General features: G+C 73.1%; 22 protein-coding genes. 14 read left to right on the forward strand and 8 right to left on the reverse strand.

What is annotated here, in order from left to right; all coding sequences use genetic code 11:
* The first annotated feature begins 106 nt into the window (after nucleotides 1-106).
* The 3 genes from CP982_RS34040 to CP982_RS34050 all read left to right on the forward strand — a co-directional run bounded on the left by CP982_RS34040 (nucleotide 107) and on the right by CP982_RS34050 (nucleotide 5,201).
* Entirely contained in the window at nucleotides 107-2,089 is a 1,983-nt protein-coding gene (locus tag CP982_RS34040) for a Xaa-Pro dipeptidyl-peptidase (protein WP_150513972.1), read from the forward strand.
* Entirely contained in the window at nucleotides 2,086-3,369 is a 1,284-nt protein-coding gene (locus tag CP982_RS34045) for a M14 family metallopeptidase (protein ID WP_150513973.1), read from the forward strand. The genes CP982_RS34040 and CP982_RS34045 overlap by 4 nt, the downstream gene beginning before the upstream one ends.
* Nucleotides 3,370-3,464: 95 nt before the next feature.
* Complete coding sequence (locus CP982_RS34050; RefSeq protein ID WP_372503465.1) at nucleotides 3,465-5,201, forward strand: BCCT family transporter; 1,737 nt, start codon at nucleotides 3,465-3,467, stop codon at nucleotides 5,199-5,201.
* 45 nt (nucleotides 5,202-5,246) lie between these two features.
* Here CP982_RS34050 and CP982_RS34055 read toward each other — a convergent pair whose 3' ends face one another.
* Complete coding sequence (locus CP982_RS34055; protein ID WP_150513974.1) at nucleotides 5,247-6,224, reverse strand: FAD-dependent oxidoreductase; 978 nt, start codon at nucleotides 6,222-6,224, stop codon at nucleotides 5,247-5,249.
* A 66-nt stretch (nucleotides 6,225-6,290) separates the two neighbouring features.
* On the opposite strand from CP982_RS34055, the gene CP982_RS34060 reads away from it, so the two are divergent.
* On the forward strand, nucleotides 6,291-7,307 hold the full coding sequence (locus CP982_RS34060; RefSeq protein WP_150513975.1) for an oxidoreductase: 1,017 nt from the start codon (nucleotides 6,291-6,293) through the stop codon (nucleotides 7,305-7,307).
* Nucleotides 7,308-7,353: 46 nt separating this feature from the next.
* A complete protein-coding gene (locus tag CP982_RS34065) occupies nucleotides 7,354-9,000 on the forward strand; it encodes an ABC-F family ATP-binding cassette domain-containing protein (protein ID WP_150513976.1) in 1,647 nt (548 codons plus the stop codon).
* A 61-nt stretch (nucleotides 9,001-9,061) separates the two neighbouring features.
* Here the strand turns inward: CP982_RS34065 and CP982_RS34070 are convergent, their stop codons facing one another.
* From CP982_RS34070 to CP982_RS34075, 3 genes are all read right to left on the reverse strand, one after another.
* Nucleotides 9,062-11,455, reverse strand: a complete 2,394-nt coding sequence (locus CP982_RS34070) for a Tex family protein (protein WP_150513977.1) — start codon at nucleotides 11,453-11,455, stop codon at nucleotides 9,062-9,064.
* A gap of 67 nt (nucleotides 11,456-11,522) precedes the next feature.
* Nucleotides 11,523-11,687, reverse strand: a complete 165-nt coding sequence (locus tag CP982_RS41935; protein ID WP_170316539.1) for an LPFR motif small protein — start codon at nucleotides 11,685-11,687, stop codon at nucleotides 11,523-11,525.
* 126 nt (nucleotides 11,688-11,813) lie between these two features.
* On the reverse strand, nucleotides 11,814-12,719 hold the full coding sequence (locus CP982_RS34075) for an SCO6745 family protein (RefSeq protein WP_150513978.1): 906 nt from the start codon (nucleotides 12,717-12,719) through the stop codon (nucleotides 11,814-11,816).
* A 143-nt stretch (nucleotides 12,720-12,862) separates the two neighbouring features.
* Between CP982_RS34075 and CP982_RS34080 the strand changes: the two genes are divergently transcribed.
* The gene (locus CP982_RS34080) at nucleotides 12,863-13,849 is read left to right on the forward strand and encodes a GlxA family transcriptional regulator (protein WP_150513979.1); all 987 of its coding nucleotides are present in this window, start codon (nucleotides 12,863-12,865) and stop codon (nucleotides 13,847-13,849) included.
* A gap of 8 nt (nucleotides 13,850-13,857) precedes the next feature.
* Nucleotides 13,858-14,499: a DJ-1/PfpI family protein gene (locus CP982_RS34085; protein WP_150513980.1), complete on the forward strand. Its 642-nt coding sequence runs from the start codon at nucleotides 13,858-13,860 to the stop codon at nucleotides 14,497-14,499.
* Here the strand turns inward: CP982_RS34085 and CP982_RS34090 are convergent.
* Nucleotides 14,480-15,253, reverse strand: coding sequence for an enoyl-CoA hydratase/isomerase family protein (locus CP982_RS34090; RefSeq protein ID WP_150513981.1), 774 nt, complete (start codon nucleotides 15,251-15,253; stop codon nucleotides 14,480-14,482). The two genes, CP982_RS34085 and CP982_RS34090, sit on opposite strands and share 20 nt — an antisense overlap.
* A 74-nt stretch (nucleotides 15,254-15,327) precedes the next feature.
* On the opposite strand from CP982_RS34090, the gene CP982_RS34095 reads away from it, so the two are divergent.
* Complete coding sequence (locus tag CP982_RS34095; protein WP_150513982.1) at nucleotides 15,328-16,035, forward strand: HdeD family acid-resistance protein; 708 nt, start codon at nucleotides 15,328-15,330, stop codon at nucleotides 16,033-16,035.
* Nucleotides 16,036-16,128: 93 nt separating this feature from the next.
* Complete coding sequence (locus CP982_RS34100; protein ID WP_150513983.1) at nucleotides 16,129-16,641, forward strand: ATP-binding protein; 513 nt, start codon at nucleotides 16,129-16,131, stop codon at nucleotides 16,639-16,641.
* Nucleotides 16,642-16,662: 21 nt separating this feature from the next.
* On the opposite strand, the gene idi is transcribed toward CP982_RS34100, so the two are convergent.
* The 3 genes from idi to galE all read right to left on the reverse strand — a co-directional run bounded on the left by idi (nucleotide 16,663) and on the right by galE (nucleotide 19,691).
* Nucleotides 16,663-17,256, reverse strand: coding sequence for an isopentenyl-diphosphate Delta-isomerase (gene idi / locus CP982_RS34105; protein ID WP_150513984.1), 594 nt, complete (start codon nucleotides 17,254-17,256; stop codon nucleotides 16,663-16,665).
* A 379-nt stretch (nucleotides 17,257-17,635) separates the two neighbouring features.
* Nucleotides 17,636-18,568 (reverse strand): cation diffusion facilitator family transporter, encoded by a 933-nt coding sequence (locus CP982_RS34110; protein ID WP_150513985.1) that lies wholly within the window; start codon nucleotides 18,566-18,568, stop codon nucleotides 17,636-17,638.
* A gap of 133 nt (nucleotides 18,569-18,701) precedes the next feature.
* Nucleotides 18,702-19,691 carry a UDP-glucose 4-epimerase GalE gene (gene galE / locus CP982_RS34115; protein WP_150513986.1) on the reverse strand — a complete coding sequence of 330 codons (990 nt, stop codon included), beginning with the start codon at nucleotides 19,689-19,691 and terminating at the stop codon, nucleotides 18,702-18,704.
* Between the two features lie 275 nt (nucleotides 19,692-19,966).
* Here galE and CP982_RS34120 point away from each other — a divergent pair, with 275 nt between their 5' ends.
* The 5 genes from CP982_RS34120 to CP982_RS34140 are packed head-to-tail and all read left to right on the forward strand — an operon-like array spanning nucleotide 19,967 to nucleotide 25,214.
* The gene (locus tag CP982_RS34120) at nucleotides 19,967-21,766 is read left to right on the forward strand and encodes a DUF5941 domain-containing protein (RefSeq protein ID WP_150515861.1); all 1,800 of its coding nucleotides are present in this window, start codon (nucleotides 19,967-19,969) and stop codon (nucleotides 21,764-21,766) included.
* Nucleotides 21,763-22,515, forward strand: a complete 753-nt coding sequence (locus CP982_RS34125; protein ID WP_150513987.1) for a phosphocholine cytidylyltransferase family protein — start codon at nucleotides 21,763-21,765, stop codon at nucleotides 22,513-22,515. The genes CP982_RS34120 and CP982_RS34125 overlap by 4 nt, the downstream gene beginning before the upstream one ends.
* On the forward strand, nucleotides 22,503-23,567 hold the full coding sequence (locus CP982_RS34130; protein ID WP_150513988.1) for an iron-containing alcohol dehydrogenase family protein: 1,065 nt from the start codon (nucleotides 22,503-22,505) through the stop codon (nucleotides 23,565-23,567). Before CP982_RS34125 ends, CP982_RS34130 begins: the two co-directional genes overlap by 13 nt.
* Nucleotides 23,545-24,324 (forward strand): CDP-alcohol phosphatidyltransferase family protein, encoded by a 780-nt coding sequence (locus CP982_RS34135; RefSeq protein WP_150513989.1) that lies wholly within the window; start codon nucleotides 23,545-23,547, stop codon nucleotides 24,322-24,324. Before CP982_RS34130 ends, CP982_RS34135 begins: the two co-directional genes overlap by 23 nt.
* A 44-nt stretch (nucleotides 24,325-24,368) precedes the next feature.
* Nucleotides 24,369-25,214 (forward strand): glycosyltransferase family 2 protein, encoded by an 846-nt coding sequence (locus CP982_RS34140; RefSeq protein WP_051855813.1) that lies wholly within the window; start codon nucleotides 24,369-24,371, stop codon nucleotides 25,212-25,214.
* Nucleotides 25,215-25,222: the final 8 nt, after the last annotated feature.

A 25,222-nucleotide genomic window follows, 5' to 3' on the forward strand; every position in this document is an offset into this window, starting at 1 on the left:
TCACACGATCGCCATTCGGCCGACATGTGCCATGACGTCCCACGCACCTTTCACCACCTCCTGCGGCCCTCTTTCCGGCCGCAGTTGACGCGTGTACCTTCCGGCCATGCCGATACGCGCGCGCATGCGCCTGCCGATGTGGCGAACGCTTCTGACGGCGGCACTCGCCGCCCTGCTCGCCACCCTCCTCGCCCCGGGCGCCGCGCACACCGCGCCACGCACCCCGACGGCGCACGCCGGGGCCAAGGAGAGCAGACCCGTCTACTCCTACGCGGACGCGATACGCGAGTCCGTGTGGGTCGACACCCGGATCGACGGCGACGAGGACGGCAGGACCGACCGCGTCGCCGTCGACATAGTCCGCCCCCGCGAACTCGCGCAACGCGGCCGCGAGATACCCGTGATCATGGACGCGAGCCCGTACTACGCCTGCTGCGGCCGCGGCAACGAGAGCCAGAAGAAGACCTACGACGCCGCGGGCAACCCGGTGCAGCTCCCGCTGTACTACGACAACTACTTCGTGCCCCGGGGCTACGGCTACGTCGCCGTCGACCTCACCGGAACGAACCGTTCCGACGGCTGCGTGGACGTCGGCGGCCGCTCCGACATCCAGTCCGCCAAGGCCGTCGTCGACTGGCTGAACGGCCGGGCCCGCGCCTACACCTCCCGCACCGGCGCCGAACGCGCCCGCGCCACCTGGAGCAACGGCCGCACCGGCATGATCGGCAAGAGCTACGACGGCACCGTCGCCAACGGCGTCGCCGCCACCGGCGTCGAGGGCCTGGAGACCATCGTGCCGATCGGCGCCATCTCCTCCTGGTACGACTACTACTTCGCCAAGGGCGCCCCGCTGTTCAACAGCGGCCCCGACGGCCTGTCCAACGGCATCGAGAGCCCCGAGGCCCGCGCCCGCTGCGGCCACGTGCAGCGGCGCCTCGTCGAGGGCGCGCCGCGCAGCGGCGACTGGACCCCGCTGTGGACCGCGCGCGACTACGTCCCCGACGCCGACAAGGTGCGGGCCAGCGTCTTCGCCGTCCACGGGCTCCAGGACCTGAACGTGCGCATGAAGCACTTCGGCCAGTGGTGGGACGCCCTCGGCGACGCGGGCGTGCAGCGCAAGGTGTGGCTCAGCCAAGCCGGGCACGTCGATCCCTTCGACTTCCGCCGCGCGGACTGGGTGCGCACCCTGCACCGCTGGTTCGACCACGAGCTGCTCGGCTACCGCAACGGCGTCGACCGCGAGCCCATGGCCGACATCGAGCGCGCCCCCGACCGGTGGACCACCGACCGCGTCTGGCCGCCGCGCGCCACCGACACCGTGACCCTCCGCCCCGCGAAGGGCACCGCGCCGGGCGTCGGCGTGCTCGGCACCCGCCGCGGCAAGGGCACCGAGTCCTTCACCGACGACCGCCGTCTCGGCGAGACCGACTGGGCGTCCGCCGTCGACACCCCCACCCCCGCCAAGGCGGGCTTCACCACCCGGCCGCTCACCCGCGACCTGCGCCTGTCCGGCTCCTCGAAGGTCACCGTCACCGTCACGCCGTCGGCCCCCACCGCGCATCTGAGCGCCGTACTCGTCGACGTCGGACCCGACACCATCCGCGACTACGCGGCGGCCGGGGAAGGCATCACGACCCTGCCCTCGCGCAGCTGCTGGGGCGCGAGCACGGACGGCGACAGCGCCTGCTTCAAGGACACCGCCGCCCGCACCAAGGACGTCGACTACACCATCTTCAGCCGCGGCTGGGCCGACCTCGGCAACCACGCGGACGACCACCGCGGCCGCCCGCTGACCCCCGGCGAACCCGTCACCATCACCCTCGACCTGGCCGCCAGTGACCACGTCGTGCCGAAGGGGCACCGGCTCGCGCTGATCGTCGGGGGCACCGACCGCAACCTCATCACCGCGCCCGCCGACACCCCGACCCTCACCGTGGACCTCGCCCGCACATTCGCCCGGTTGCCGCTCGTCGGCGGTGACAAGGCCCTCACGACCGCCCCGCACGCTACCGTTCCGCGCGAGTCCCGCCTGGACGGCGTGGCCCCCGCGCGTCCCCTGAACCCCCGACCGGGAGGCCGTACTTCATGACATCCCGCATCCGCGCGCTGGCCCTGGCCGGTGCCTGTGCCGCGCTCGCCGCGCCGCTCGTGACGGTGCCCGCGCAGGCCGCCGAGACCCCGCCGCGCACCGGCTTCGAGCAGAGCGGCGGGGCACGCTGGACCAGTCAGCCCGAGGAACAGCGGCTCCTCGCCGCCGTGGACAGGGCGAGCAGCCGGGTCTCCGTCTCCCGCATCGGCACCACCGAGCAGGGCAGACCGCTCCAGCTCGTCCGCGTCGGCGAGCGCCGCGCCGCGTCCACCGTGCTCCTCGTGTGCAGCCAGCACGGTGACGAGCCGTCGGGCCGCGAGGCCTGCCTGAGCACGGTCCGCGACCTCGCGTACGCCAAGGACAAGCAGACGAGGCGGTTCCTGTCGCGCACCACGCTGCTCGTCGTGCCCACCGCCAACCCGGACGGCCGCGCCGCGAACACCCGCGGCAACGCCGACGGCGTCGACATCAACCGCGACCACATCGCCCTCAAGACCGAGGAGGGCCGCGCACTCGCCGCCGTCATCCGCGACCGCGCCCCGGACGCCATCTACGACCTGCACGAGTACGGGGCCACGCCGAAGTACTACGACAAGGACCTGTTCGACCTCTGGCCGCGCAACCTCAACACCGACGACGCGGTGCACCGGGAGGCCAAGGAGCTCTCCCTCGACCACGTCCGGCCCGCCGCGACCGCCGACGGCTACACCACAGGCACCTACGGCATCTGGACCGACCCCGTCACCGGTGAGCCCGTCAAGCAGGTCGCGGGCGACGGCCAGGAGCGCATCCTGCGCAACGTCTCCGGCATCAAGCACGCCGCGGGCCTGCTCATCGAAAGCCGCGTCGACCCCCTCACCGAGGCGGAGAAGAACGACCCGGCCCTGAACAACCGCCGCCGCGTCCACTCCCAACGCTCCGCCCTGAAGGGCCTCTTCAGCTACGCCGACGAGCACAGGTGGCGCCTGGAGGCCGCCACCACGGCGTCGCGCCTCAAGGGCCTGCGCGACCGCGGCCCCGTCTACCTGGGCGGCGCCGACAACGACCCGGCCGAGCCGAACGAGATCATCCAGGACCCGGCCTGCGGCTACCGCCTGACCCCGGAGCAGTACGCCGACGTCCAGGACGAACTCGATCTGCACGGCGTGACCGCGCGCCGCGACGGCCACGGCGGCGCCCTGGTCCCGCTGCGCCAGTCCGCCCGCGCCCTCGTCCCGCTCCTGCTCGACGCCCGGGCCTCCCACCACCTCGTCACGGGGCGGCCCGACACCGACTGTTGAGCCCGGTGCGGGCACGTCACATGTGGTAGGGGGTTAGCGGAGAGAAGAACAACCGACGAACCGTCAGCCGTGCTCACTCCGCGAAAGGTGCACTCGTGACACAGGAATCCCAGAAGCCGGACGCCGGAGGAGGCCCACCACTGTCCGTGGAGGGCCACTCCGGCGGCCGGCCGGCCCAGACCGACCGGGTGGTGTTCGGTGTCACCGCCGTGCTCACCCTCGCCTTCGTGGTGTGGGGCGCCACCGCCACGGACACCCTCGAAGACGTCTCGTCGGACATGCTGGAAGGCCTGATCCACAACGGTGGTTGGGCCTTCATGCTGGCGGCGTCCGGCTTCGTGGTCTTCGCCCTGTGGCTCGCCGTCAGCCGCTACGGCAAGATCACGCTCGGCCGGGAGGGCGAGGAACCCGAGTTCCGCACCGTGTCCTGGGTCGCGATGATGTTCAGCGCGGGCATGGGCATCGGTCTGATGTTCTACGGCGTGAGCGAACCGCTCGCCCACTTCACCAACCCGCCGCCCGGCACCCACCCCGACGACAAGGCCGCCGCCATGGAGACCTCCATGGCGACGACGCTCTTCCACTGGACGCTGCACCCCTGGGCGATCTACGCCGTCGTCGGCCTCGCCATCGCGTACAGCACGTTCCGGCGGGGCAGGCGGCAGACCATCAGCTCCGTGTTCGTGCCGCTCATCGGCGAGAAGCACGCCCACGGAGCGTGGGGCCGCGTCATCGACATCCTCGCCATCTTCGCCACGCTCTTCGGCTCCGCCGCGTCCCTGGGCCTCGGCGCCCTGCAGATCGGCAGCGGCTTCGAAGAGCTGGACTGGATGGACAAGGCCGGCACCGGGCTGCTCGTCACCATCATCGCCGTCCTGACCGTGGCGTTCGTCGCGTCCGCGGTCTCCGGCGTCGAGAAGGGCATCCAGTGGCTGTCGAACATCAACATGGTGCTCGCCCTCGTCCTGGTCGTCTTCGTCTTCATCGCGGGCCCCACCGTCATCATCCTCGACCTGGTGCCCACCTCGATCGGCTCCTACCTGGGTGACCTGCCGCAGCTCATCGGGCGCACCGAGGCCTCAAGCGGCAAGGGCGTCTCCGACTGGCTGGGCAGCTGGACGGTCTTCTACTGGGCCTGGTGGATCTCCTGGACGCCCTTCGTCGGCATGTTCATCGCCCGCATCAGCCGGGGCCGTACGATCCGGCAGTTCGTGGGCGGCGTGATCCTCGTGCCGAGCACGGTCAGCCTCCTCTGGTTCGCCGTCTTCGGCGGCAGCGCGATGACGGTCAAGGAGCGCGGCGGCCTGGAGGGCGACACCACCCCCGAGGCCCAGCTGTTCGGCCTGCTGCACGAGTACCCGATCGCCACCGCCACGAGCCTGCTCGTGATGATCCTCGTCGGCATCTTCTTCGTCTCCGGAGCAGACGCCGCGTCCATCGTCATGGGCACGCTCTCCCAGAAGGGCTCGCTGGAACCCGGCCGCCTGGTCGTCATCTTCTGGGGCGTGGTCACGGGCGCGGTCGCCGCCATCATGCTGCTCATCGGCGACGGCAAGGACAACGCGCTCACCGGTCTGCAGAATCTGACGATCCTGGCGGCCGCGCCGTTCGTCCTCGTGATGATCGGGATGTGTGTGGCGCTGATGAAGGACCTGCGCCACGACCCGCTGATCGTGCGCGGCGAACACGGCACGGACGCCGTGGAGCGGGCCGTCCTCGCCGGTCACGAGCAGTACGACGGGGACTTCGAGCTCCAGATCGGCCCGAGCGACAGCACGGACGCCGACACCGGCGGCGACACCCCGTCGTCGCAGCCCGACCCCGCCCGCTGAGCAAGCGGGGTCGCGGCGGGCCGCGCCGACGGGGCGAAGGCCCGGTCAGCCCGCCGCGACCCCGTCCGTCTCCGACAAGAGCTCCGCCGCGGCCCGCGCGCAGCCCCACGCGACCGTGACGCCCGCCCCGCCGTGCCCGTAGTTGTGCACGAGCGCACGCCCGTCGTGCACGCGCTCACGCTCGAGGCGCACGGCGGGCCGGGCGGGCCGCAGCCCCACCCGGTGGCCGATGATCCGCGCCCCGCCGATCTCGGGGCGCACCCGGGCACAGCGCGCCACGATCGCCTCCGCCACCGCCGGATCCGGCTCCAGGGACCACACCCCGTCCTCCGCCGTCCCGCCGAGCACGAGGCCGCCGGGCTGCGGCAGGAAGTACGTCGTCTCGTCGGACGCGCTGTCCGCGGCCGTGAACCACGTCCGGACCCCCGGGTTCTCCACCAGGACCAGCTGCCCGCGCACCGGGCGCACCGTGTCGTCCGGGACCAGGCTCCGGGCGCCGAGCCCCGAGCAGTTGACGACGTGCCGCGCCAGGGCCAGCGGCTCGGCGAGCGACACTGCCGCCCTGACCTCCACCGAGCCGCCCGCCGCGCGCAGCCGCTCGCGCAGCCACCCGAGGTGCGTCGGCATGTCGATCAGCGGAAGCCGTGCCCACAGGCCGACGCCCGCGTACTCCTCGGCCGTCGTCGCCCGAAGCCCCGGCACCCGCTTCGCCCACGGGCCGAGCGTGTCCAGGCCGGTCTCGGCGTGTACGCCCTCGACCATGCGTACGCCCGTGCGCCCGGGGTCGGCCGCCAACTCCCGGTACCGCTCGAGCGATATGAGCGACCAGTCGCCGACGAGCCCCTCCGGCTCGATGCGGTACGGCCACCACAGGCCGCCCGCAACAGCCGAGGTCGTCCGCTCCGCGGGCTCCCGCGTCCACACCCGCACCCGGCGTCCGCGCTCCGCGAGCACCACCGCCGTGGTGAGCCCCGCGACGCCGCCCCCCACCACGATCACATCCGTGTCATCACCATGCGTCATCCCCGAAACGTAGCGGAAGCCGTCAAGGGGCGCGCAGAAGCCCGCGCGGGTGGGGATACTCACACCATGCTTGCCGAGTACGCGACCTTCGGCCTGGCACCGGCGATGCGCGCCGGTGGAGTTCTCGCGAGCGGTGCCTACCAAGTGCACCGCGACTTCGTCGACTTCATCGTGAACGGCCGCCCGCTGCTGTTCCAGCTCGCCGACCTCGACGCCGTCTCCCCGCTCGCGTCCGACATCCCCCCGGCGATCTTCACCACGCATGTGCGCCGGCTCCTCCTCGAAGCGGACCCGCCGCTGCTCGACGGCCGCTACGTGATCTACGGCTGTCCCGAGTGCGAGGGCCTGGACTGCGGCGCGGTCACGGCCGTCATCGAGCGGGCGGGGGACGACTACGTGTGGCGGGACTTCGCCTGGCAGACCTCCGATCACGCCGACCTGGAGCTGAACGGCTACCGCGGCATAGGCCCGTTCCGCTTCCAGGGCGGGGAGTACCGCGAACAGCTCGGCCGCCTGCTCACCGGCGACGACCCGGGCGCCGTGCGCCGCCGTGTCCTGCTCATCGGGGCGCGCGTCGCGCTGCTCGCGAAGCTCGCGGCGGCGCTGCGCACCATCGGCATCGGCGCGGAGATCGCCGCGGACGCGGCGGGCGTACCGGCGGAGGAACTGCGCACCTACGGCGCCGTGGCGTTCGGGCGGGCCGTGCCCGAGCGGGTGCGCGGCTCCGTGCACGAGGCGTTCGAGCGCGCCGGGGTCGACGTCGCGTACGTCGACGGGCTCGCGCCGATCGTGCCGCTGCTCGTCGCGCAGATCGAGTACGCCCTGGACCCGGGCCCGGAGGCACAGCGGCGCCTGGCACGGCTCGCGGTCACCGACGGAGCGGTCGTCACCGAGGTCACGTCGCCGTGCCGGGTGCGCCTCACCGCCTACCGCGTGGGGCGGCTGCGCCGGGCCCGCGTCCACGAGGTCTTCGACGAGGTCCTGGAGCCGGGCGAGCACCGGGTGCCCCTGCCGGGCGGGGCACCGTACGTGGTGGCCCGCACCTCCGACGCGGTCCTGGTGGCGGCCGCGGCCTCCGGCTGACCGCCGCCGTCCCGGGGCCGTGCCCACCGGTTAGGCTCGACCCCTGATGAATGGAACCCTCGTCGCCAAGCAACTCGCCGCCGGCCACGGCGACCGCTCCCTCTTCGAGGGACTCGACCTCGTTGTCGCCCCCGGCGACGTCATCGGCCTCGTCGGCGCGAACGGCGCCGGCAAGTCCACCCTGCTCCGCCTGCTCGCGGGCGTCGACACTCCGGAGTCCGGCCGGATCAGCCTGTCGCCGCCCGCGGCGATCGTCGGACACCTGCCGCAGGAGCCCGACCGCCGCCCCGGCGAGTCGATCCGCGCGTTCCTGTCCCGGCGCACCGGGGTCACCGCCGCACAGCTGACGATGGACGAGGCGACCGAGGGCCTCGTCGCGGGCGCGCCCGGCGCCGACGACGCGTACGCGGCGAGCCTGGAGCGCTGGCTCGCCCTCGGCGGCGCCGACCTCGACGAGCGCGCCGAGGACGTCGCGCGGTCGCTGGGCCTGGGCGTGGACCTCGACCAGGAGATGACGTCCCTTTCCGGCGGCCAGGCCGCCCGCGCGGGCCTGGCCTCGCTGCTGCTCTCGCGCTACGACGTCTTCCTGCTCGACGAGCCCACCAACGACCTGGACCTCGCGGGCCTGGAGCGCCTCGAGGAGTTCGTGCGCGGCCTGCGCGCGGGCACCGTGGTCGTCAGCCACGACCGCGAGTTCCTCTCCCGCACCGTCACCAAGGTCCTCGAACTCGACCTGGCGCAGCAGCAGATCAACCTGTACGGCGGCGGCTACGACGCCTATCTGGAGGAGCGCGAGGTCGCCCGCCGCCACGCCCGCGACGAGTACGAGGAGTACGCCGACAAGAAGGCCGCGCTCCAGGACCGGGCCCAGATGCAGCGGTCGTGGATGGACAAGGGCGTGAAGAACGCCCGCCGCAAGGCCACCGACAGCGACAAGCTGGGCCGCAAGTTCCGCAGCGAGGCCAGCGAGAAGCAGGCCGCGAAGGCCCGTCAGACGCAGCGGATGCTGGAGCGGCTCGACGTCGTCGACGAGCCCCGCAAGGAGTGGCAGCTGCAGATGGAGATCGCCGCGGCCCCGCGCTCCGGCGCCGTGGTCGCCACGCTGCGCGACGCCGTGGTGCGCCGCGGTCCGTTCACGCTCGGCCCGGTGCACCTCCAGCTCGACTGGGCCGACCGCGTCGCCATCACCGGCGCGAACGGCTCCGGCAAGACGACGCTGCTGCGCGCCCTGCTCGGCCGCACCCCCGTGGACGCGGGGCACGCCGCGCTCGGCTCCGGCGTCGTGGTGGGCGAGGTCGACCAGGCGCGGGCCCACTTCCACGGCGAGGAGACGCTGCTCGACGCCTTCCGCGCGGCCGTGCCCGACACCGAACCGGCCGAGATCCGCACGCTCCTCGCCAAGTTCGGTCTGAAGGCCGACCACGTACTGCGCTCCGCGGCGACCCTCTCCCCGGGCGAGCGCACCCGCGCCGCGCTCGCGCTGCTCCAGGGCCGGGGTGTGAACCTGCTGGTCCTCGACGAGCCGACGAACCACCTCGACCTGCCCGCCATCGAGCAGCTGGAGTCCGCGCTCGACACCTACGAGGGCACGCTGCTCCTGGTCACGCACGACCGCCGCATGCTGGACGCCGTACGCGTCACCCGCCGCCTGGAGGTAACAGACGGCAAGGTGACCGAACGGCGCGCCCCGTAGGGGCGCGGGGAACTGCGGGCCCAGCCACGGCCGGCCCGCAGACACCCCACACACGAAGCACCTAACGGCGCTTGGGGTCGACCAACCCGGCCCGGCGCAGCGCCTCCGCCATGGCGTCGTTCGCAGGCGGCGGTCCCTGCCGAGGGGCGCTCCCCTTGGCACGGCCGCCCCGGTTCTGCTGCCCCCCGCGGGGCTGCTGCTGCCGCTGCTGCGGCGGCCGCCCGCCACGCTCCCTGCGGCCCTCACCCGGGGCGGAGCCCTTGGCGGGCTCGTCGTCCAGACGCAGCGTCAGCGAGACGCGCTTGCGCGGCACGTCGACGTCCAGGACCTTCACCTTCACGATGTCGCCCGGCTTCACCACGTCCCGCGGGTCCTTGACGAAGGTCTTGGACATCGCGGAGACGTGCACCAGGCCGTCCTGGTGCACGCCGACGTCGACGAACGCGCCGAACGCCGCGACGTTCGTGACGACGCCTTCGAGCACCATCCCGGAGGACAGGTCGCCGATCTTCTCGACGCCCTCCTTGAACGTGGCCGTCTTGAAGGCGGGTCGCGGGTCGCGGCCGGGCTTCTCCAGCTCCTTGAGGATGTCCGTGACGGTCGGCAGACCGAAGACGTCGTCCACGAAGGCGGTGGGCTTCAAGGAGCGCAGCGTCGCCGTGTTGCCGATGAGGGACGGCACGTCGACGCCCGCCTCCTTCACCATCCGCCGCACCACCGGGTACGCCTCGGGGTGCACGCTGGAGGCGTCCAGCGGGTCGTCGCCGCCGCGGATGCGCAGGAAGCCCGCGCACTGCTCGTACGCCTTCGGGCCGAGGCGCGCGACGTCCTTGAGGGCCTTGCGGCTGCGGAAGGGGCCGTTCGTGTCGCGGTGCGCCACGATGTTCTCGGCGAGGCCGGAGCCGATGCCGGAGACGCGGGCGAGCAGCGGGGCCGAGGCCGTGTTCACGTCCACGCCCACGCCGTTCACACAGTCCTCGACGACCGCGTCGAGGGAGCGGGACAGCTTCACCTCGGACAGGTCGTGCTGGTACTGGCCGACGCCGATGGACTTCGGGTCGATCTTCACCAGCTCGGCGAGCGGGTCCTGGAGGCGGCGAGCGATGGAGACGGCGCCGCGCAGCGACACGTCCAGGTCCGGCAGCTCCTGGGAGGCGAACGCGGAGGCCGAGTACACCGAAGCGCCCGCCTCGGAGACCATCACCTTGGTGAGCTTCAGCTCCGGGTGCCTGCCGATCAGGTCGGCGGCGAGCTTGTCCGTCTCGCGCGACGCCGTGCCGTTGCCGATCGCGACCAGGTCGACCGCGTGCTCCTCGGCGAGCCGGGCGAGCTTCGCGAGGGACTCGTCCCACTTGTTCGCCGGGACGTGCGGGTAGATCGTGTCCGTCGCGACGACCTTGCCGGTCGCGTCCACGACGGCGACCTTCACGCCCGTACGGAAACCCGGGTCCAGGCCGAGCGTCGCGCGCGTGCCCGCCGGGGCGGCGAGCAGCAGGTCGCGCAGGTTCGAGGCGAAGACCCGCACGGCCTCGTCCTCGGCGGCGGTGCGCAGGCGCAGCCGCAGGTCGATGCCCAGGTGCACCAGGATGCGGGTGCGCCAGGCCCAGCGGACCGTGTCCTTCAGCCACTTGTCGCCGGGACGGCCGCGGTCGGCGATGCCGAAGCGCTGGGCCACCGTGCCCTCGAACGACGTCGGGCCCTCCGTGGCCTCCTCCGGCTCCAGGACGAGGTCCAGGACGTCTTCCTTCTCGCCGCGCAGCAGGGCCAGGACGCGGTGCGAGGGCAGCTCCGTGAACGGCTCGGCGAAGTCGAAGTAGTCGGCGAACTTCGCGCCCGCCTCCTCCTTGCCCTCGCGCACCTTGGCGGCGAGCCGCCCGCGCACCCACATGCGCTCGCGCAGCTCGCCGATCAGGTCGGCGTCCTCGGAGAAGCGCTCGGTGAGGATGGCCCGGGCGCCGTCGAGCGCGGCCTGCGCGTCCGCGACGCCCTTGTCGGCGTCGACGAACGCGGCAGCGGCCGCCAGCGGCTCCACGGCCGGGTCGCCGAGCAGCCCTTCGGCCAGCGGCTCAAGACCCGCCTCGCGGGCGATCTGGGCCTTGGTGCGCCGCTTGGGCTTGTACGGCAGATAGATGTCCTCGAGGCGGGCCTTGGTGTCGGCCTCGCGGATGCGCGCCTCCAGCTCTTCGGTGAGCTTGCCCTGCTCGCGCACCGATTCGAGGACGGCGGCGCGCCGCTCCTCCAGCTCGCGCAGATAGCGCAGGCGCTCTTCGAGCGTGCGCAGCTGCGCGTCGTCGAGCGACTCGGTCGCCTCCTTGCGGTAGCGCGCGATGAAAGGCACCGTCGACCCGCCGTCGAGCAGGTCGACGGCGGCCTTGACCTGCCGCTCCCGTACGCCGAGTTCCTCGGCGATCCTGCTTTCGATGGACGCTGGAGCCGACGTCTGCAAAGGTGCCACGTTCCGGTACCGCCTTCTCACTGAGGTTGCCCGGCAATTGTGGCAGGTGGCACGGACAGCGGGGGAGTCAGACCCGGCGGGTCCGCCCCGGCCGTCGCGCGCCTCCTCCGCCACGACGCCCGGAACGGGAGGCTCCGCCGAAGAGCCGGGCCAGGGCCCGGAACGGCAGCGTCACCACCGTCGCGAGCGCCGCCCCGATCTGTCGCAGCACGTCCGCGATAGCACGGAACACGTGGATCTCCCTTCGGCACGCGGCCCGCCACTCAGAGGCGGGCCGGGGCCGGACGAGTACCTCGGGAGCCGCGTGCCATGCGTGCCGGCGCGCGGTGGCGTCGGACCCGGCGCCCGCCCGCCGGCCTCACGCCTTGCCGAGCAGGTCCGCGGGGAACGCCCCCGCGCGCAGCGCGGCCTGGGCGAAGGCGCCGCCGAGCTCGGTGAGCCGCTCGACCCCGGCCTCGCCCAGGTGCGCGTACGGCGCCCGGTCGAGGCGGTCGGTGCGCTCCTCGACCGCCTGCCGCAGCGCCACGCCCGTCTGGGTCAACTCGCCCTCGGCGTCCACGACTCCGCGCGCCCGCAGCCGCTCCACGGCCCCGTCCCAGTCCTCCTGGGCCCAGCCGCGCGTGAGCAGGTTCCGCTTGGGCGTCATGCCCTTGCCGGTCGCCGTGTGGCTCACCAGGGCCTCCACGGCGTCGAGTTCGGCGTCCAGGAGCGCGGCCAGGTGCCCGTCGCCCCGGTGCTCGCGCAGCAGCGTCGCGGCGTGCCAGTACGCCAGGTGCGGCTCGTCGGGCACGGGCAGGTCGGCGTGGGCCGCGTACAGCGGTCGGGCGCTGCGCACGCAGGCCTCCGTGGCGCGCAGCGCGAGCCGCGCCGCCTCGGCCATCTCCGGCGACGCGACGGCCTCGTCGCCGAGAAGGCGCCGCAGCGTCGTGTCCACGGCCCGCAGGCGCGCCGCCAGGACGTCCCCGGGAGCGGCGGCGCGCCACACCGCGGGGACGTGCTCGGCGACGGTCTCCGGCCGGTAGCTGAAGAAGGCCGCCGTCACGGTCCCGGCGCCGACGGCACCCATCGCCGCCGCGCGCGCGGCGAAGTTGACGGCCCTGGGGTGCGTGATTCCCAGGGCGCCCAGCTCCCGCCCCAGGTCGGGGGCGAAGTAGTGGGTGGAGTGCAGGGTGTTGAGCACGCTGTGACAGCGCCGTCCCGCGCGCGGGTGCGGGCCCGCACCGGTCGCGGACGAGCTCGTGGGGGAGGCCGTGGGAGAGGTCATGCCCGTACGCTACCGACTGGTTGGTATGACGTGAAGAGTGGGGCCGGTCACCCCCGGCGCCGCGGGAGGCGCCCCGACCCATGGCAGAAAAGGTGGGGTGCCCGTCATTGCGGCCATCCCGCGCTGCCCCAAGAATCGACGGCATGGCGCAGCGAACCGTCCTGGTCGTCCTCTTCGAAGGCGTGCAGAGTCTCGATGTCACCGGCCCCGTGGAGGTCTTCGGCGGGGCCACCGGGCCCGACGGCGGCCCCGCGTACCGGGTGTGCACCGCGTCCCTCGACGGCGCCCCCGTGCGCACGTCCAGCGGCCTCACCCTGGTCCCCGACCACACCCTGGCGGACGCCCCCGCCCCGCACACCCTGGTCGTGCCCGGCGGCATCGGCACCCGCCCGGAAGTGCCCCGCCTGGTCGACTGGGTGCGCGCCCACGGTCCCCGCGCCCGGCGGCTCGTCTCGGTGTGCACCGGGGCGGTCGTGCTCGCCCGCGCGGGCCTGCTCGACGGCCGCCGCGCGACGACCCACTGGGCGTACTGCGACAAGCTCGCCCGCGACCACCCGGCCGTCGAGGTCCAGCCGGACCCCATCTACGTACGCGACGGGCACGTGGCGACCTCGGCGGGCGTCACGGCGGGCATCGACCTCGCGCTCGCCCTGGTCGAGGAGGACCTGGGCCGCGCGACGGCGCTCACCATCGCCCGCCACCTCGTCGTGTTCCTGCGCCGACCCGGCAACCAGGCGCAGTTCAGCGCCCAGCTCGCCGCGCAGACCGCGAGCCGCGAGCCGCTGCGCGAGGTCCAGCAGTGGATCACCGAGCACCCGGACGACGACCTCGGCGTCGAGAAGCTGGCCGCCCGCGCCCGGCTCTCGCCGCGCCACTTCGCCCGCGCCTTCCAGGCGGAGACCGGCATGACGCCCGGCAAGTACGTCGACCGCGTCCGCGTCGAGCACGCGCGCCGCCTGCTCGAAGACACCTCGCGCGGCGTCGAGGAGGTCTCCCGCGCCTGCGGCTACGGCACCCCGGAGGCGATGCGCCGCGCCTTCCTCAAGGCGCTCGGCACCCCGCCCGCCGAGTACCGCCGCCGCTTCCACGCACCCCTGCCCGCGTCCCACCCGCACCCCGTCACCCTCTAGGAGTCCGCATGCAGATAGCCATCGCCCTGTACGAGCGCTTCACCGCCCTGGACGCGATCGGTCCCTACCAGATGCTCGGCGGTATCCCGGACGCGGAGGTCGTCTTCGTGGCCGAGCGCGCCGGGACCGTGCGCGACGACAGCGGGCGGCTCGCCCTCGTCGCCGACAAGACCTTCGCCGAGGTCGCGCACCCGGACGTGCTCGTGGTCCCCGGCGGACCGGGCCAGAGCGACCAGATGGAGAACGCACCGCTCCTGGACTGGCTGCGCACCGCCGACGCCACCAGCACCTGGACGACGTCCGTGTGCACCGGCTCCCTCGCGCTCGCCGCCGCCGGGCTGCTCGAGGGGCGCACCGCGACGTCCCACTGGCTCGCCCTCGGCGAACTGGAGAAGCTCGGCGTCCGCCCCTCGGAGGAGCGGGTGGTCTTCGACGGCAAGTACGTGACGGCCGCCGGTGTCTCCTCCGGCATCGACATGGGCCTCGCGCTCGTCGGCAGGATCGCCGGCGACGAGCGGGCCCGGACCGTCCAGCTCATCACCGAGTACGACCCGCAGCCGCCCTACGACGCGGGCTCGCCGAAGAAGGCGCCCGCCCACCTCGTGGAGATGTTCCGCGAGCAGACCCGGTTCAAGGACGCCCCGGCGTAGCCGCACCCTCCGGCACGGTCCAGGTGAAGCGCGGCTGCCTGCGCTCCAGGAAGGCGGCGACACCCTCGGCGGTGTCGCCGCTGCCGCGCTCCTGGTCCGCCCAGTGGGCCTCTCGGTCGGCGCGGCCCGCCGCGAACTCCTTGGCCGCCGCCTGCGTCAGGAGCGAGCGGGAGGCGAGGACGCGCGTGAACTCCTTCACGCGCCCGTCCAGTCCGCCCACCGGCAGGACCTCGTCCACCAGGCCCGTCCGCAGCGCCCGCGCCGCGCTGATCAACTCGCCGGAGAACAGCAGGTACTTCGCCGTGGCCGGGCCCGCGAGCGCGGCCAGACGGCGCGTCGACGAGGCCGGGTAGACGATGCCCAGCTTCGCCGGAGTGACCGCGAACGACGCGTCCTCGTCGGCGAACCGCAGGTCGCAGGCCGCCGCGAGCTGGCAGCCGCCGCCCACGCAGTACCCGCGCACCGCCGCGAGCGTCGGCTTGGGGAAGGCGGCCAGGGCCTCCTCCGCGCGGACCGCGAGCTCCTGCGGCCGACCGGGCTCGGCGCGCAGCGAGGAGATGTCGGCGCCCGCGCAGAAGGTGTCGCCCGCGCCGGTGAGGACCAGCACGCGGACCGCCGGGTCGGAGGCGAGCGCATCGAGCAGCGGCGGCAGCGCGCGCCACATGTCCGCCGTCATGGCGTTGCGCTTGGCCCGGTGGTCGATGACGACGGTGGCGACGCCGTCCGCGACGGCCTGCCTCAGCTGCGGCTCCATGCGCCGGATGCTATCCGCACCGTACGAACGTACGATCAAGAAGGGGCGGCTTCGCACAGCGGACGGAGACGCTCATGTTCGGACGCGACAAGGCGCGCGCTGCGGCGCGCGACGCGACCCGGGACCAGGAAGGCCCCGGCGGCGCGGACCCCAGGGCCCTCAGCCGCAGCTTCGGCTGGCTGGCGCTGCTCGGCGCCGTCCTGGCCGTCGGCGGGCTCGTCGGCCTGGTCTACGCCGGGGTCGCCACTCTCACCTCGATGCTCCTGTTCGGCTGGCTGCTGCTCGTCGGCGGCATCGTGGCGCTGCTGCACGCCGTGCAGTCGCGGGGCACCAGCTTCTTCTGGCTCGGCGTGGTCGTCGCCGCGCTGAACCTCGCGGCGGGCGTCGTCGTCATCCGCAGGCCCGACGTGGCCGCCGAGGCGCTGACGATGTTCGCGGCGCTCCTCTTCCTCACCGGCGGGGTGTTCCGGCTTGTGGGCAGCCTGGTGGTGCGCGGCCCGCAGATGGCCGTGACGCTGCTGCAAGGCGCCTTCGGCGTCCTGCTCGGCGTCCTCGTGCTCGCCGGGTGGCCGAGCAGCAGCCAGTACGTCATCGGCTGCTTCTTCTCGCTCGCGCTGCTCTTCGACGGCCTGGGACTGCTGGCCACGGGCATCGGCGCCCGGCGCATCATCAGCCTGGTGTCGGACCGCGTGGGCGCCGACGGCGGCGGGGCCCAGGAAGCCGTACAACCTGAAGAACCTGTGAAGGCAGCACAAGAAGGGCAGGACCAGTCGCGCAACTGACGCCGCCATGCGGCCGCGATCAAATCCCGTCGATACTCGCTGACTTCTGGTCAGTAGCGCGGTCCGGACCAGTGCGTTCCCAACACTCGACGTGTGGTGACAATCGAGCGCGAGGGCGGCGACCGGGCGATGGGGAACGACGGGAGGGCGCCGGGCCCGCTCCCCCGGGGCAGCGGGCGAGTGCCGTACGAAGGGGTGTGGCGGTTCACCGCGCCCGCCGTCGACGCGTCCGTGCCCCAGGCGCGGCACGCGGTGCGCGACCTGCTGGCGCGCCAGGGCGTACCGGCCCCCGACGAGCTGGTGCAGGGTCTGCTGTTGATCGTCTCCGAGCTGGTCACCAACGCGGTGCGGCACGCGGCGCTGCTGTCGCCCACGCTCGCCGTGGAGGTCGCGGTCGGCGCCGAGTGGGTGCGGGTGTCCGTCGAGGACAACCACCCCTACCGCCCGACCGCCCTGGTGGCCGATCACGGCCAGACCGGCGGGCGCGGGCTGCTCCTGGTGCGGGAGATCACCCGCGAGGCGGGCGGCGCCTGCGACGTCGAGCACACGGCGAGCGGGGGCAAGGTCATCTGGGCGGCCCTGCCCCTGAAGCCGAACACCGCCTAGCGGCGCCGGGGGAGCGGCGGACTACCAGCCCGCGCCCGGGCCCGTCAGCTCCTTGATGGCGGGCCGCGCCGCGTCCAGGACCGTCATGAACCACGCGGAGAACGGCCCCTTGGCGTGCCGCTCGGCCAGCTCGTCGGCCGTCACGAACACCGTCTCGCCCACCTCGGCCGGGTCCGGGCGCAGATCGGCCTGCACCATGCCGACGAACAGGTGGTTGTACTCCTGCTCCACCAGGCCCGACTCCGGGTCCGGGTGGTTGTAGCGGACCGTGCCCGCCTCGGCGAGCAGCGACGGGGAGACGCCCAGCTCCTCGAAGGTGCGCCGGGCCGCCGCCGCGAACGGCGCCTCGCCGGGGTACGGGTGGCCGCAGCAGGTGTTGGACCACACGCCGGGGGAGTGGTACTTGCCGAGCGCGCGCTGCTGGAGCAGCAGCCGCCCCTGCTCGTCGAAGAGGAAGACGGAGAACGCCCGGTGCAGCTGTCCGGGGGCCTGGTGCGCGGCCAGCTTCTCCGCCGTGCCGATGGTCCTGCCGTCCTCGTCGACGAGCTCGAGCATGATTGTCTCTCCGGTGCCGTTCGACGAGCTGTGCGCCGCGGTGGCAGGTGTGATCGGCATACCCATCCTTCGCTTCGGTCTCGGAGCCCAAGTCTGCCGTACGACATCGGTGCGCCCGGCACTCCGGGGGCCCCGCATGTCCCGTCCGCAACGCTGCGAACACGTTGCGCGGCCGGGGCGCGGGCGGACGCCCGGCGCCGCCGCGGAGCCGATCGCGCCGCGCGGCCCGCCCGCCGGACCCGCCCGCCCGCCGGGCCCGTCAAGGACCAGCGCCGTCACCGGCCCGTCCAGGACCTCGAAACTTGGCTTGATCGCGTACCGCGACGCCGCACCGCGCCCGGTGGCCGGGGCGGCCCGGGACGAGGACCGGATGCTCGCCGGGGGCGCGCACGGCGCGCGGGGCAGCGTGCGCCACCACAGAACCAGCGCCCGCGCGCTGTCAGTGACAGAGCTTCGGCTCGTGCTCCGCGTGGCCGCCGGGCTCCAGCTGGAACGTGCAGTGCTCGACGTCGAAGTGGTCGCCCAGGCAGCCCTGGAGGGCGTGCAGCATCTTCTCGTGGCCGACGGCGCTGAGCGTCTCGGGGCTCACCACGACGTGGGCGGAGAGCACCGGCATGCCCGAGGTGATGGTCCAGGCGTGCAGGTCGTGGACGTCCTCGACCCCGGGCAGGGCCAGGATGTGGCTCCGCACCTCGGCCATGTCCACGCCCTTGGGAGCCGCTTCCAGCAGGACGTTCAGGGTGTCCCGCAGCAGCTTCCAGGTGCGCGGCACGATCATGAGGCCGATCACGATGGAGGCGATCGGGTCGGCGGCCTGCCAGCCGGTCAGCAGGATGACGACGGCCGACACCAGGACCGCCACCGAGCCGAGCGCGTCCGCGAGGACCTCCAGGAAGGCGCCGCGCACATTGAGGCTGTCCTTCTGGCCGCGCATCAGCAGGAGCAGCGAGACGAGGTTCGCCGCCAGGCCGATGAGGCCGAAGACGATGGTCAGGCCGCCCGCGGTCTCGGACGGCGTGACGAACCGCTGGATCGCCTCGTACAGCACATAGCCGCCGACGCCGAGCAGGAGCAGACAGTTGGCGAGCGCGGCGAGGATCTCCGCGCGGGCGTAGCCGAAGGTGCGGCTGTCGCTCGCGGGGCGGCCCGCGAAGTGGATCGCGAGCAGCGCCATGCCGAGCCCGACGGCGTCGGTGGCCATGTGCGTCGCATCCGCGATCAGTGCGAGCGAATCCGCGACGACGCCGCCGACGATCTCCACCAGCATCACGGTGATGGTGATGGACAGGGCGATGCGCAGCCGGCCCTTGTAGCCGGCCGTCACGGTGCCGTTCGTCGGCGGCGCGTGGCCGTGGTCGTGTCCAGCCCCCATCGCGTGGTCCTCCGGATCCGTAGGGTGCCGCCGTCCCGTGGCGGCGATCACAGTGAACTACGGGTGGGGGGTATCTGGCAACGCGACCCTGAACACCGTTGTCATATGCGCTGGCCTGCGAAAACGGTCCGCGTCAGAGGGGCCGGGCGGGTCCGGCCTCCGGATGGCGCAGACACCAGCCCGCCCACGCCGAAGCCACCATCTCGCGCACCCCGAGCCCGGCCGTGAAGCCCAGCTCCCGCGCCGCGAGCCGGACGTCGGCGACCGCGCGCGGCGCGTCGCCCGCCCGGCGCGGCTCCACCAGCGGCGCGCGGGTGTCCCCGGTGACCTCGCCGATGACGGTGAGGAGTTCGCGTACGGAAACACCTTCGCCGCGGCCGATGTTCACCGTCAGATCGGTGCCGGGCGCGGCCGTCCTGCGCGCGGCCGCGAGGTGCGCCGCGGCCAGGTCCTGCACGTGCACGTAGTCGCGCACGCAGGTGCCGTCCGGCGTGGGGTGGTCGGTGCCGAAGACGCGCGGCGCCTCACCGCGCGTGAGCCGGTCGAAGACCATCGGGACCACGTTGAAGACCCCGGTGTCCGCGAGCTCGGGCGCCGCGGCCCCCGCCACGTTGAAGTACCTGAGGCAGGTCGTGGCGATCCCGTGCGCCCGCCCCGTGGCCCGGACCAGCCACTCCCCGGCCAGCTTCGTCTCGCCGTACGGGCTGACCGGCGCGCACGGGGTGTCCTCGGAGATCGTCTCGGCCGCGGGCGGATCCCCGTACACCGCGGCCGACGAGGAGAAGACGAACCGCCGGATCCCGGCCGCGGCCACCGCGTCCAGGAGCGTCACCAGGCCCCCGACGTTCTCCCGGTAGTAGCGCAGCGGCTGCGCCACGGACTCCCCGACCTGCTTGCGGGCCGCCAGATGCACCACACCCGTCACCGCGTGCTCCGCGAGCACCCGCCGGAGCAGCTCGCCGTCGAGCGAGGAGCCCCGTACGAGGGGGACGTCCGGGGGCAGCCGCTCCGGTATCCCGGACGACACGTCGTCGAGGGCGACCACCCGCTCCCCGGCGCCGGTCATCGCCCGCGCCACGTGTGCCCCGATATATCCCGCTCCACCTGTGATCAGCCATGTCATGGGCGTCCACCTTAGGCGGGCTTGGGCGGTTCGGTGCCGCGCGGTTTGTGGCCGCGGGCCGCCATCGACGATGATGATCGTGGCGATCAAGGGCGGAGCGGCCCGTGCCGCCCCCTGCAGATCGGGCTGATCGGGGCGTGAACGGGCGGTGAACGCCCGCTTCCCATCATCCGATAGCCTCTGCCGACATGCCGCCCGGCCGCATCCGGCGAGGGCGCCCCCCGTCACGCATGTGCCCGCGCGAGCCGCGCCGGGAATCAAGGAGTGAGTTCGTCCTGTCGACCGCCATCCTCACCGGCCAGCCGGTGCCCGGCTCGCCCCTCGAAGGCGATCTGCGGTCCCTGGGCTTCGACGTGCGGACCGCCAGGGACGCGGCCGACGCGGAGACGCTCGTGCGGGCCGTCCCCGCCGACCAGCGCGTCGCCGTCGTCGACACCCGCTTCGTCGGTCACGTCCACGCCCTGCGCCTCGGCCTGACCGACCCGCGCTTCGCCGCGGCCGCCGTGCCCGGCGCCGTCACCGCCAAGCCCGAGGCCCGCGGCGCGCTCACGCGCGCGCTGCGCACGGCCGTCGGCGCGGGCGGCGGGCCCGTCGCGGTCGTGCCGGACGCCGTGCCCGACCAGCTCGCCCAGGCCCTCGAAGCCGCCGACGTCGACGTGTACCGGCCCGAGCTCGGCACCCTCGTCGCGGCCGTGCCCACCGACCCCGAGACCCGCAACGCCGCCCGCCAGGCCGTCGCCGCCGTCGACGACGAGGCCGTACGCCTGCGCAGCGCGGTCAAGGCCAGGGACGGCTTCTTCACCACGTACTGCATCAGCCCGTACTCGCGCTACCTCGCGCGCTGGTGCGCCCGGCGCGGCCTCACCCCGAACCAGGTCACGACCGCCTCGCTGCTCGTCGCCCTGATCGCGGCGGGCTGCGCGGCCACCGGCACCCGCGGCGGCTTCGTGGCCGCGGGCCTCCTGCTGCTCTTCTCCTTCGTCCTGGACTGCACGGACGGCCAGCTCGCGCGGTACTCCCTGCAGTACTCGACGCTCGGTGCCTGGCTGGACGCGACCTTCGACCGGGCCAAGGAGTACGCGTACTACGCGGGCCTCGCGCTCGGCGCGGCTCGCGGCGGTGATGACGTCTGGGCCCTCGCGCTCGGCGCGATGATCCTCCAGACCTGCCGCCACGTCGTGGACTTCTCCTTCAACGAGGCCAACCACGACGCGACCGCCAACACCAGCCCCACCGCCGCCCTCTCCGACAAGCTCGACAGCCGCGGCTGGACGGTGTGGGCGCGCCGCATGATCGTGCTGCCCATCGGGGAGCGCTGGGCCCTGATCGCCGTACTGACCGCGCTCACCACCCCGCGCGTCACGTTCGTCGTGCTCCTGATCGGCTGCGGGCTCGCCGCCTGCTACACCACCGCGGGCCGCGTCCTGCGCTCCCTGACCCGCAGGGCCGAGCGCACCGACCGGGCCGCCACGGCCCTGGCGGACCTCGCCGACACCGGGCCCTTCGCGGGCGCGCTCGCCACGCTCCGGGGCGTCCCGGCACTCGCCCCGGTCCTCGCCCTCGCGGGCGGCGCGGCCGTCGTCGCCACCTCCGCCCTGACGTCCTTCGGCAGCCCCTGGCCGGTCATCGCCGCCGCCGGATACGTGATCACTTCGGGTCTGGCCGTCGCGCGCCCCCTCAAGGGCGCCCTCGACTGGCTCGTCCCGCCCTTCCTGCGCGCCGCCGAATACGGCACAGTCCTGGTACTGGCCGCCAAAGCGGACGTGAACGGAGCCCTTCCCGCGGCTTTCGGCCTGGTGGCCGCGGTCGCCTACCATCACTACGACACCGTGTACCGCATTCGCGGTGTCGTCGCGCCGCCGCGCTGGCTGGCGCGGGTGATCGGCGGGCACGAGGGCAGGACCTTCGCGGTCACCGTCGCCGCCGCCCTGCTGACAAACACAGATTTCACCGTCGCGCTCACGGCGCTCGCCGTGGCCGTGGCACTCGTGGTGCTCGTCGAGAGCATCCGCTTCTGGGTGACCGCGCACAACCGCGGCGCACCCGCCGTACACGATGAAGGAGAACCCGCATGATCGGCCTCGTCCTGGCCGCCGGCGCCGGCCGGCGTCTGCGTCCCTACACCGAAACGCTGCCCAAGGCGCTGGTGCCCGTGGTGGGCGAGGGAACCGAGAACGAGCTGGCCGTGCTCGACCTCACCCTGAAGAACTTCGCCGAGATCGGCCTGACCGAGGTCGCGATCATCGTCGGCTACCGCAAGGAAGCCGTCTACGACCGCAAGGACGCCCTCGAGGCGAAGTACGGCCTCAAGCTCACCCTCATCGACAACGACAAGGCCGAGGAGTGGAACAACGCCTACTCCCTGTGGTGCGGCCGTGACGCCCTCAAGCACAGCGTGATCCTCGCCAACGGCGACACCGTGCACCCGGTCTCCGTCGAGAAGACGCTGCTCGCCGCCCGCGGCGACGGCAAGAAGATCATCCTGGCCCTCGACACGGTGAAGCAGCTCGCCGACGAGGAGATGAAGGTCGTCGTGGACCCCGAGAAGGGCGTCCAGAAGATCACCAAGCTGATGGACCCGGCCGAGGCCACCGGTGAGTACATCGGCGTCACCCTCATCGAGGGCGAGGCCGCCGAGGAGCTCGCCGACGCCCTGAAGGCCACCTTCGAGCGCGACCCCGACCTGTACTACGAGGACGGCTACCAGGAGCTCGTCAACCGCGGCTTCAAGGTCGACGTCGCGCCCATCGGCGACGTCACGTGGGTCGAGATCGACAACCACGACGACCTCGCCAAGGGACGTGAGATCGCGTGCCAGTACTGACGAGGCTCATCCCCTCGCCGGTCGTCGTCGACATCCGGCCGGGGGCGTTGAACGACCTGGCCGGTGTCCTCGCCGACCAGAGGATCTGCTCGTCGACCGGCAAGCTCGCCATCGCGATCAGCGGCGGCTCCGGCGCGGTCCTGCGGGGGCGGCTCGCGCCGTCGCTGCCGGGCGCCGAGTGGTTCGAGGTGGGCGGTGGCACGCTCGACGACGCCATCAAGCTCGCCGACGCCATGAAGAAGGGCCGCTACGACGCGGTCGTCGGCCTCGGCGGCGGCAAGATCATCGACTGCGCCAAGTTCGCCGCGGCGCGCGTCGGCCTGCCGCTGGTCGCCGTCGCGACGAACCTGTCGCACGACGGCCTGTGCTCGCCCGTCGCGACCCTCGACAACGACGCGGGCCGCGGCTCGTACGGCGTGCCGAACCCGATCGCGGTCGTCATCGACCTCGACGTCATCCGTGAGGCCCCGGTCCGCTTCGTCCGCTCCGGCATCGGCGACGCCCTGTCCAACATCTCCGCGGTCCGGGACTGGGAGCTCGCCGCCCGCGAGCGCGGCGAGGACATCGACGGCCTCGCCGCCGCGATGGCCCGCCAGGCGGGCGAGGCGGTCCTGCGCCACCCCGGCGGCGTCGGCGACGACAGCTTCCTCCAGGTGCTCGCCGAGGGCCTGGTCCTCACCGGCATCGCGATGTCCGTCTCGGGCGACTCCCGCCCGGCATCGGGCGCCTGCCACGAGATCAACCACGCCTTCGACCTGCTGTTCCCGAAGCGCGCGGCGAGCCACGGCGAGCAGTGCGGCCTCGGCGCCGCCTTCGCGATGCACCTGCGCGGTGCCCGCGAGGAGTCGGCGTTCATGGCCGAGGTCCTTCGCCGCCACGGCCTGCCCGTCCTGCCGGAGGAGATCGGCTTCACCGTGGACGAGTTCGTCCAGGTCGTGGAGTACGCGCCGCAGACCCGGCCGGGCCGTTACACGATCCTCGAGCACCTCAATCTGAACACCGACCAGATCAAGGACGCATACGCCGACTATGCCAAGGCCATCGGTAGCTGAACTCCGGCCCGTCGTTCACCCCGCGGGGGTGAAGGACCGGCGCAGCGGTGAGCACTGGGCGGGACGCCTCTACATGCGAGAGATCTCGCTGCGCTGCGACCGGTACCTGGTGAACACCAGGATCACGCCCAATCAGCTGACCTACCTGATGACCGTCGCGGGCGTGCTCGCGGCCCCGGCCCTCCTCGTGCCGGGCATCGCGGGCGCCGTGCTCGGCGTCGTCGCGGTGCAGCTGTATCTGCTGCTCGACTGCGTCGACGGCGAGATCGCCCGCTGGCGCAAGCAGTACTCGATGTCCGGCGTGTACCTGGACCGGGTCGGCGCCTATCTGTGCGACGCCGCGGTCCTGGTCGGCTTCGGCCTGCGCGCCGCCGACCTGTGGGGCTCGGGGCGGATCGACTGGCTGTGGGCCTTCCTCGGCACCCTCGCCGCGCTCGGGGCCATCCTGATCAAGGCCGAGACCGACCTCGTGGGCGTCGCCAGGCACCAGCAGGGGCTGCCGCCCGTGCAGGAGTCGGCCTCCGTGCCGCGCGCCTCCGGCGTGGCGCTCGCCCGCAAGGCCGCCGCCGCGCTGAAGTTCCACCGGCTGATCCTCGGCATCGAGGCGTCCCTGCTGATCCTGGTCCTGGCGATCGTGGACTCGGCCCGGGGCGACCTCTTCTTCTCCCGCCTCGGCGTCGCCGTACTGGCCGGGATCGCGCTCCTGCAGACGCTGCTGCACCTGGTGTCCATCCTCGCCTCGAGCAGGCTGAAGTGAGCACTCCGGTACAGCAGCCGAAGGTCGGCGCGGTCATCATCACCATGGGCAACCGCCCGCAGGAGCTGCGGGCGCTGCTCGACTCCGTCGCCAAGCAGGACGGCGACCCGGTCGAGGTCGTGGTCGTCGGCAACGGCGCCCCCGTGCCCGACGTCCCGCCGGGCGTACGCACCATAGAACTGCCCGAGAACCTGGGCATCCCCGGCGGGCGCAACGTCGGCATCGAGGCCTTCGGGCCCGGTGGCACCGACGTCGACATCCTGCTGTTCCTCGACGACGACGGCCTCCTGGCGCACACCGACACCGCTCGGCTGTGCCGCGAGGCCTTCGCCGCCGACCCGGCTCTCGGGATTATCAGCTTCCGCATCGCCGACCCGGACACGGGCGTCACCCAGCGCCGGCACGTGCCGCGGCTTCGCGCCTCCGACCCGATGCGCTCCTCGCGCGTGACGACGTTCCTCGGCGGCGCCAACGCCGTCCGCACCAAGGTCCTGGAGCAGGTCGGCGGCCTGCCGGACGAATTCTTCTACGCCCACGAGGAGACCGACCTCGCCTGGCGGGCCCTGAACGCGGGCTGGATGATCGACTACCGCGCCGACATGGTCCTGTACCACCCGACCACGGCGCCCTCCCGGCACGCGGTCTACCACCGCATGGTGGCCCGCAACCGCGTCTGGCTCGCCCGCCGCAACCTGCCCGCGCTCCTGGTCCCCGTATATCTGGGCGTATGGCTGCTCCTGACCCTGGCCCGGCGCCCCTCGCGGCCCGCCCTGAAGGCCTGGTTCGGCGGCTTCAAGGAGGGCTGGACCAGCCCCTGCGGACCCCGCAGGCCCATGAGCTGGCGCACGGTGTGGCGCCTGACTCGACTGGGCCGCCCTCCTGTCATCTGACAAGCTCT

Origin of the sequence: Streptomyces spectabilis, from assembly GCF_008704795.1 — a bacterium.
GTDB lineage: Bacteria > Actinomycetota > Actinomycetes > Streptomycetales > Streptomycetaceae > Streptomyces > Streptomyces spectabilis.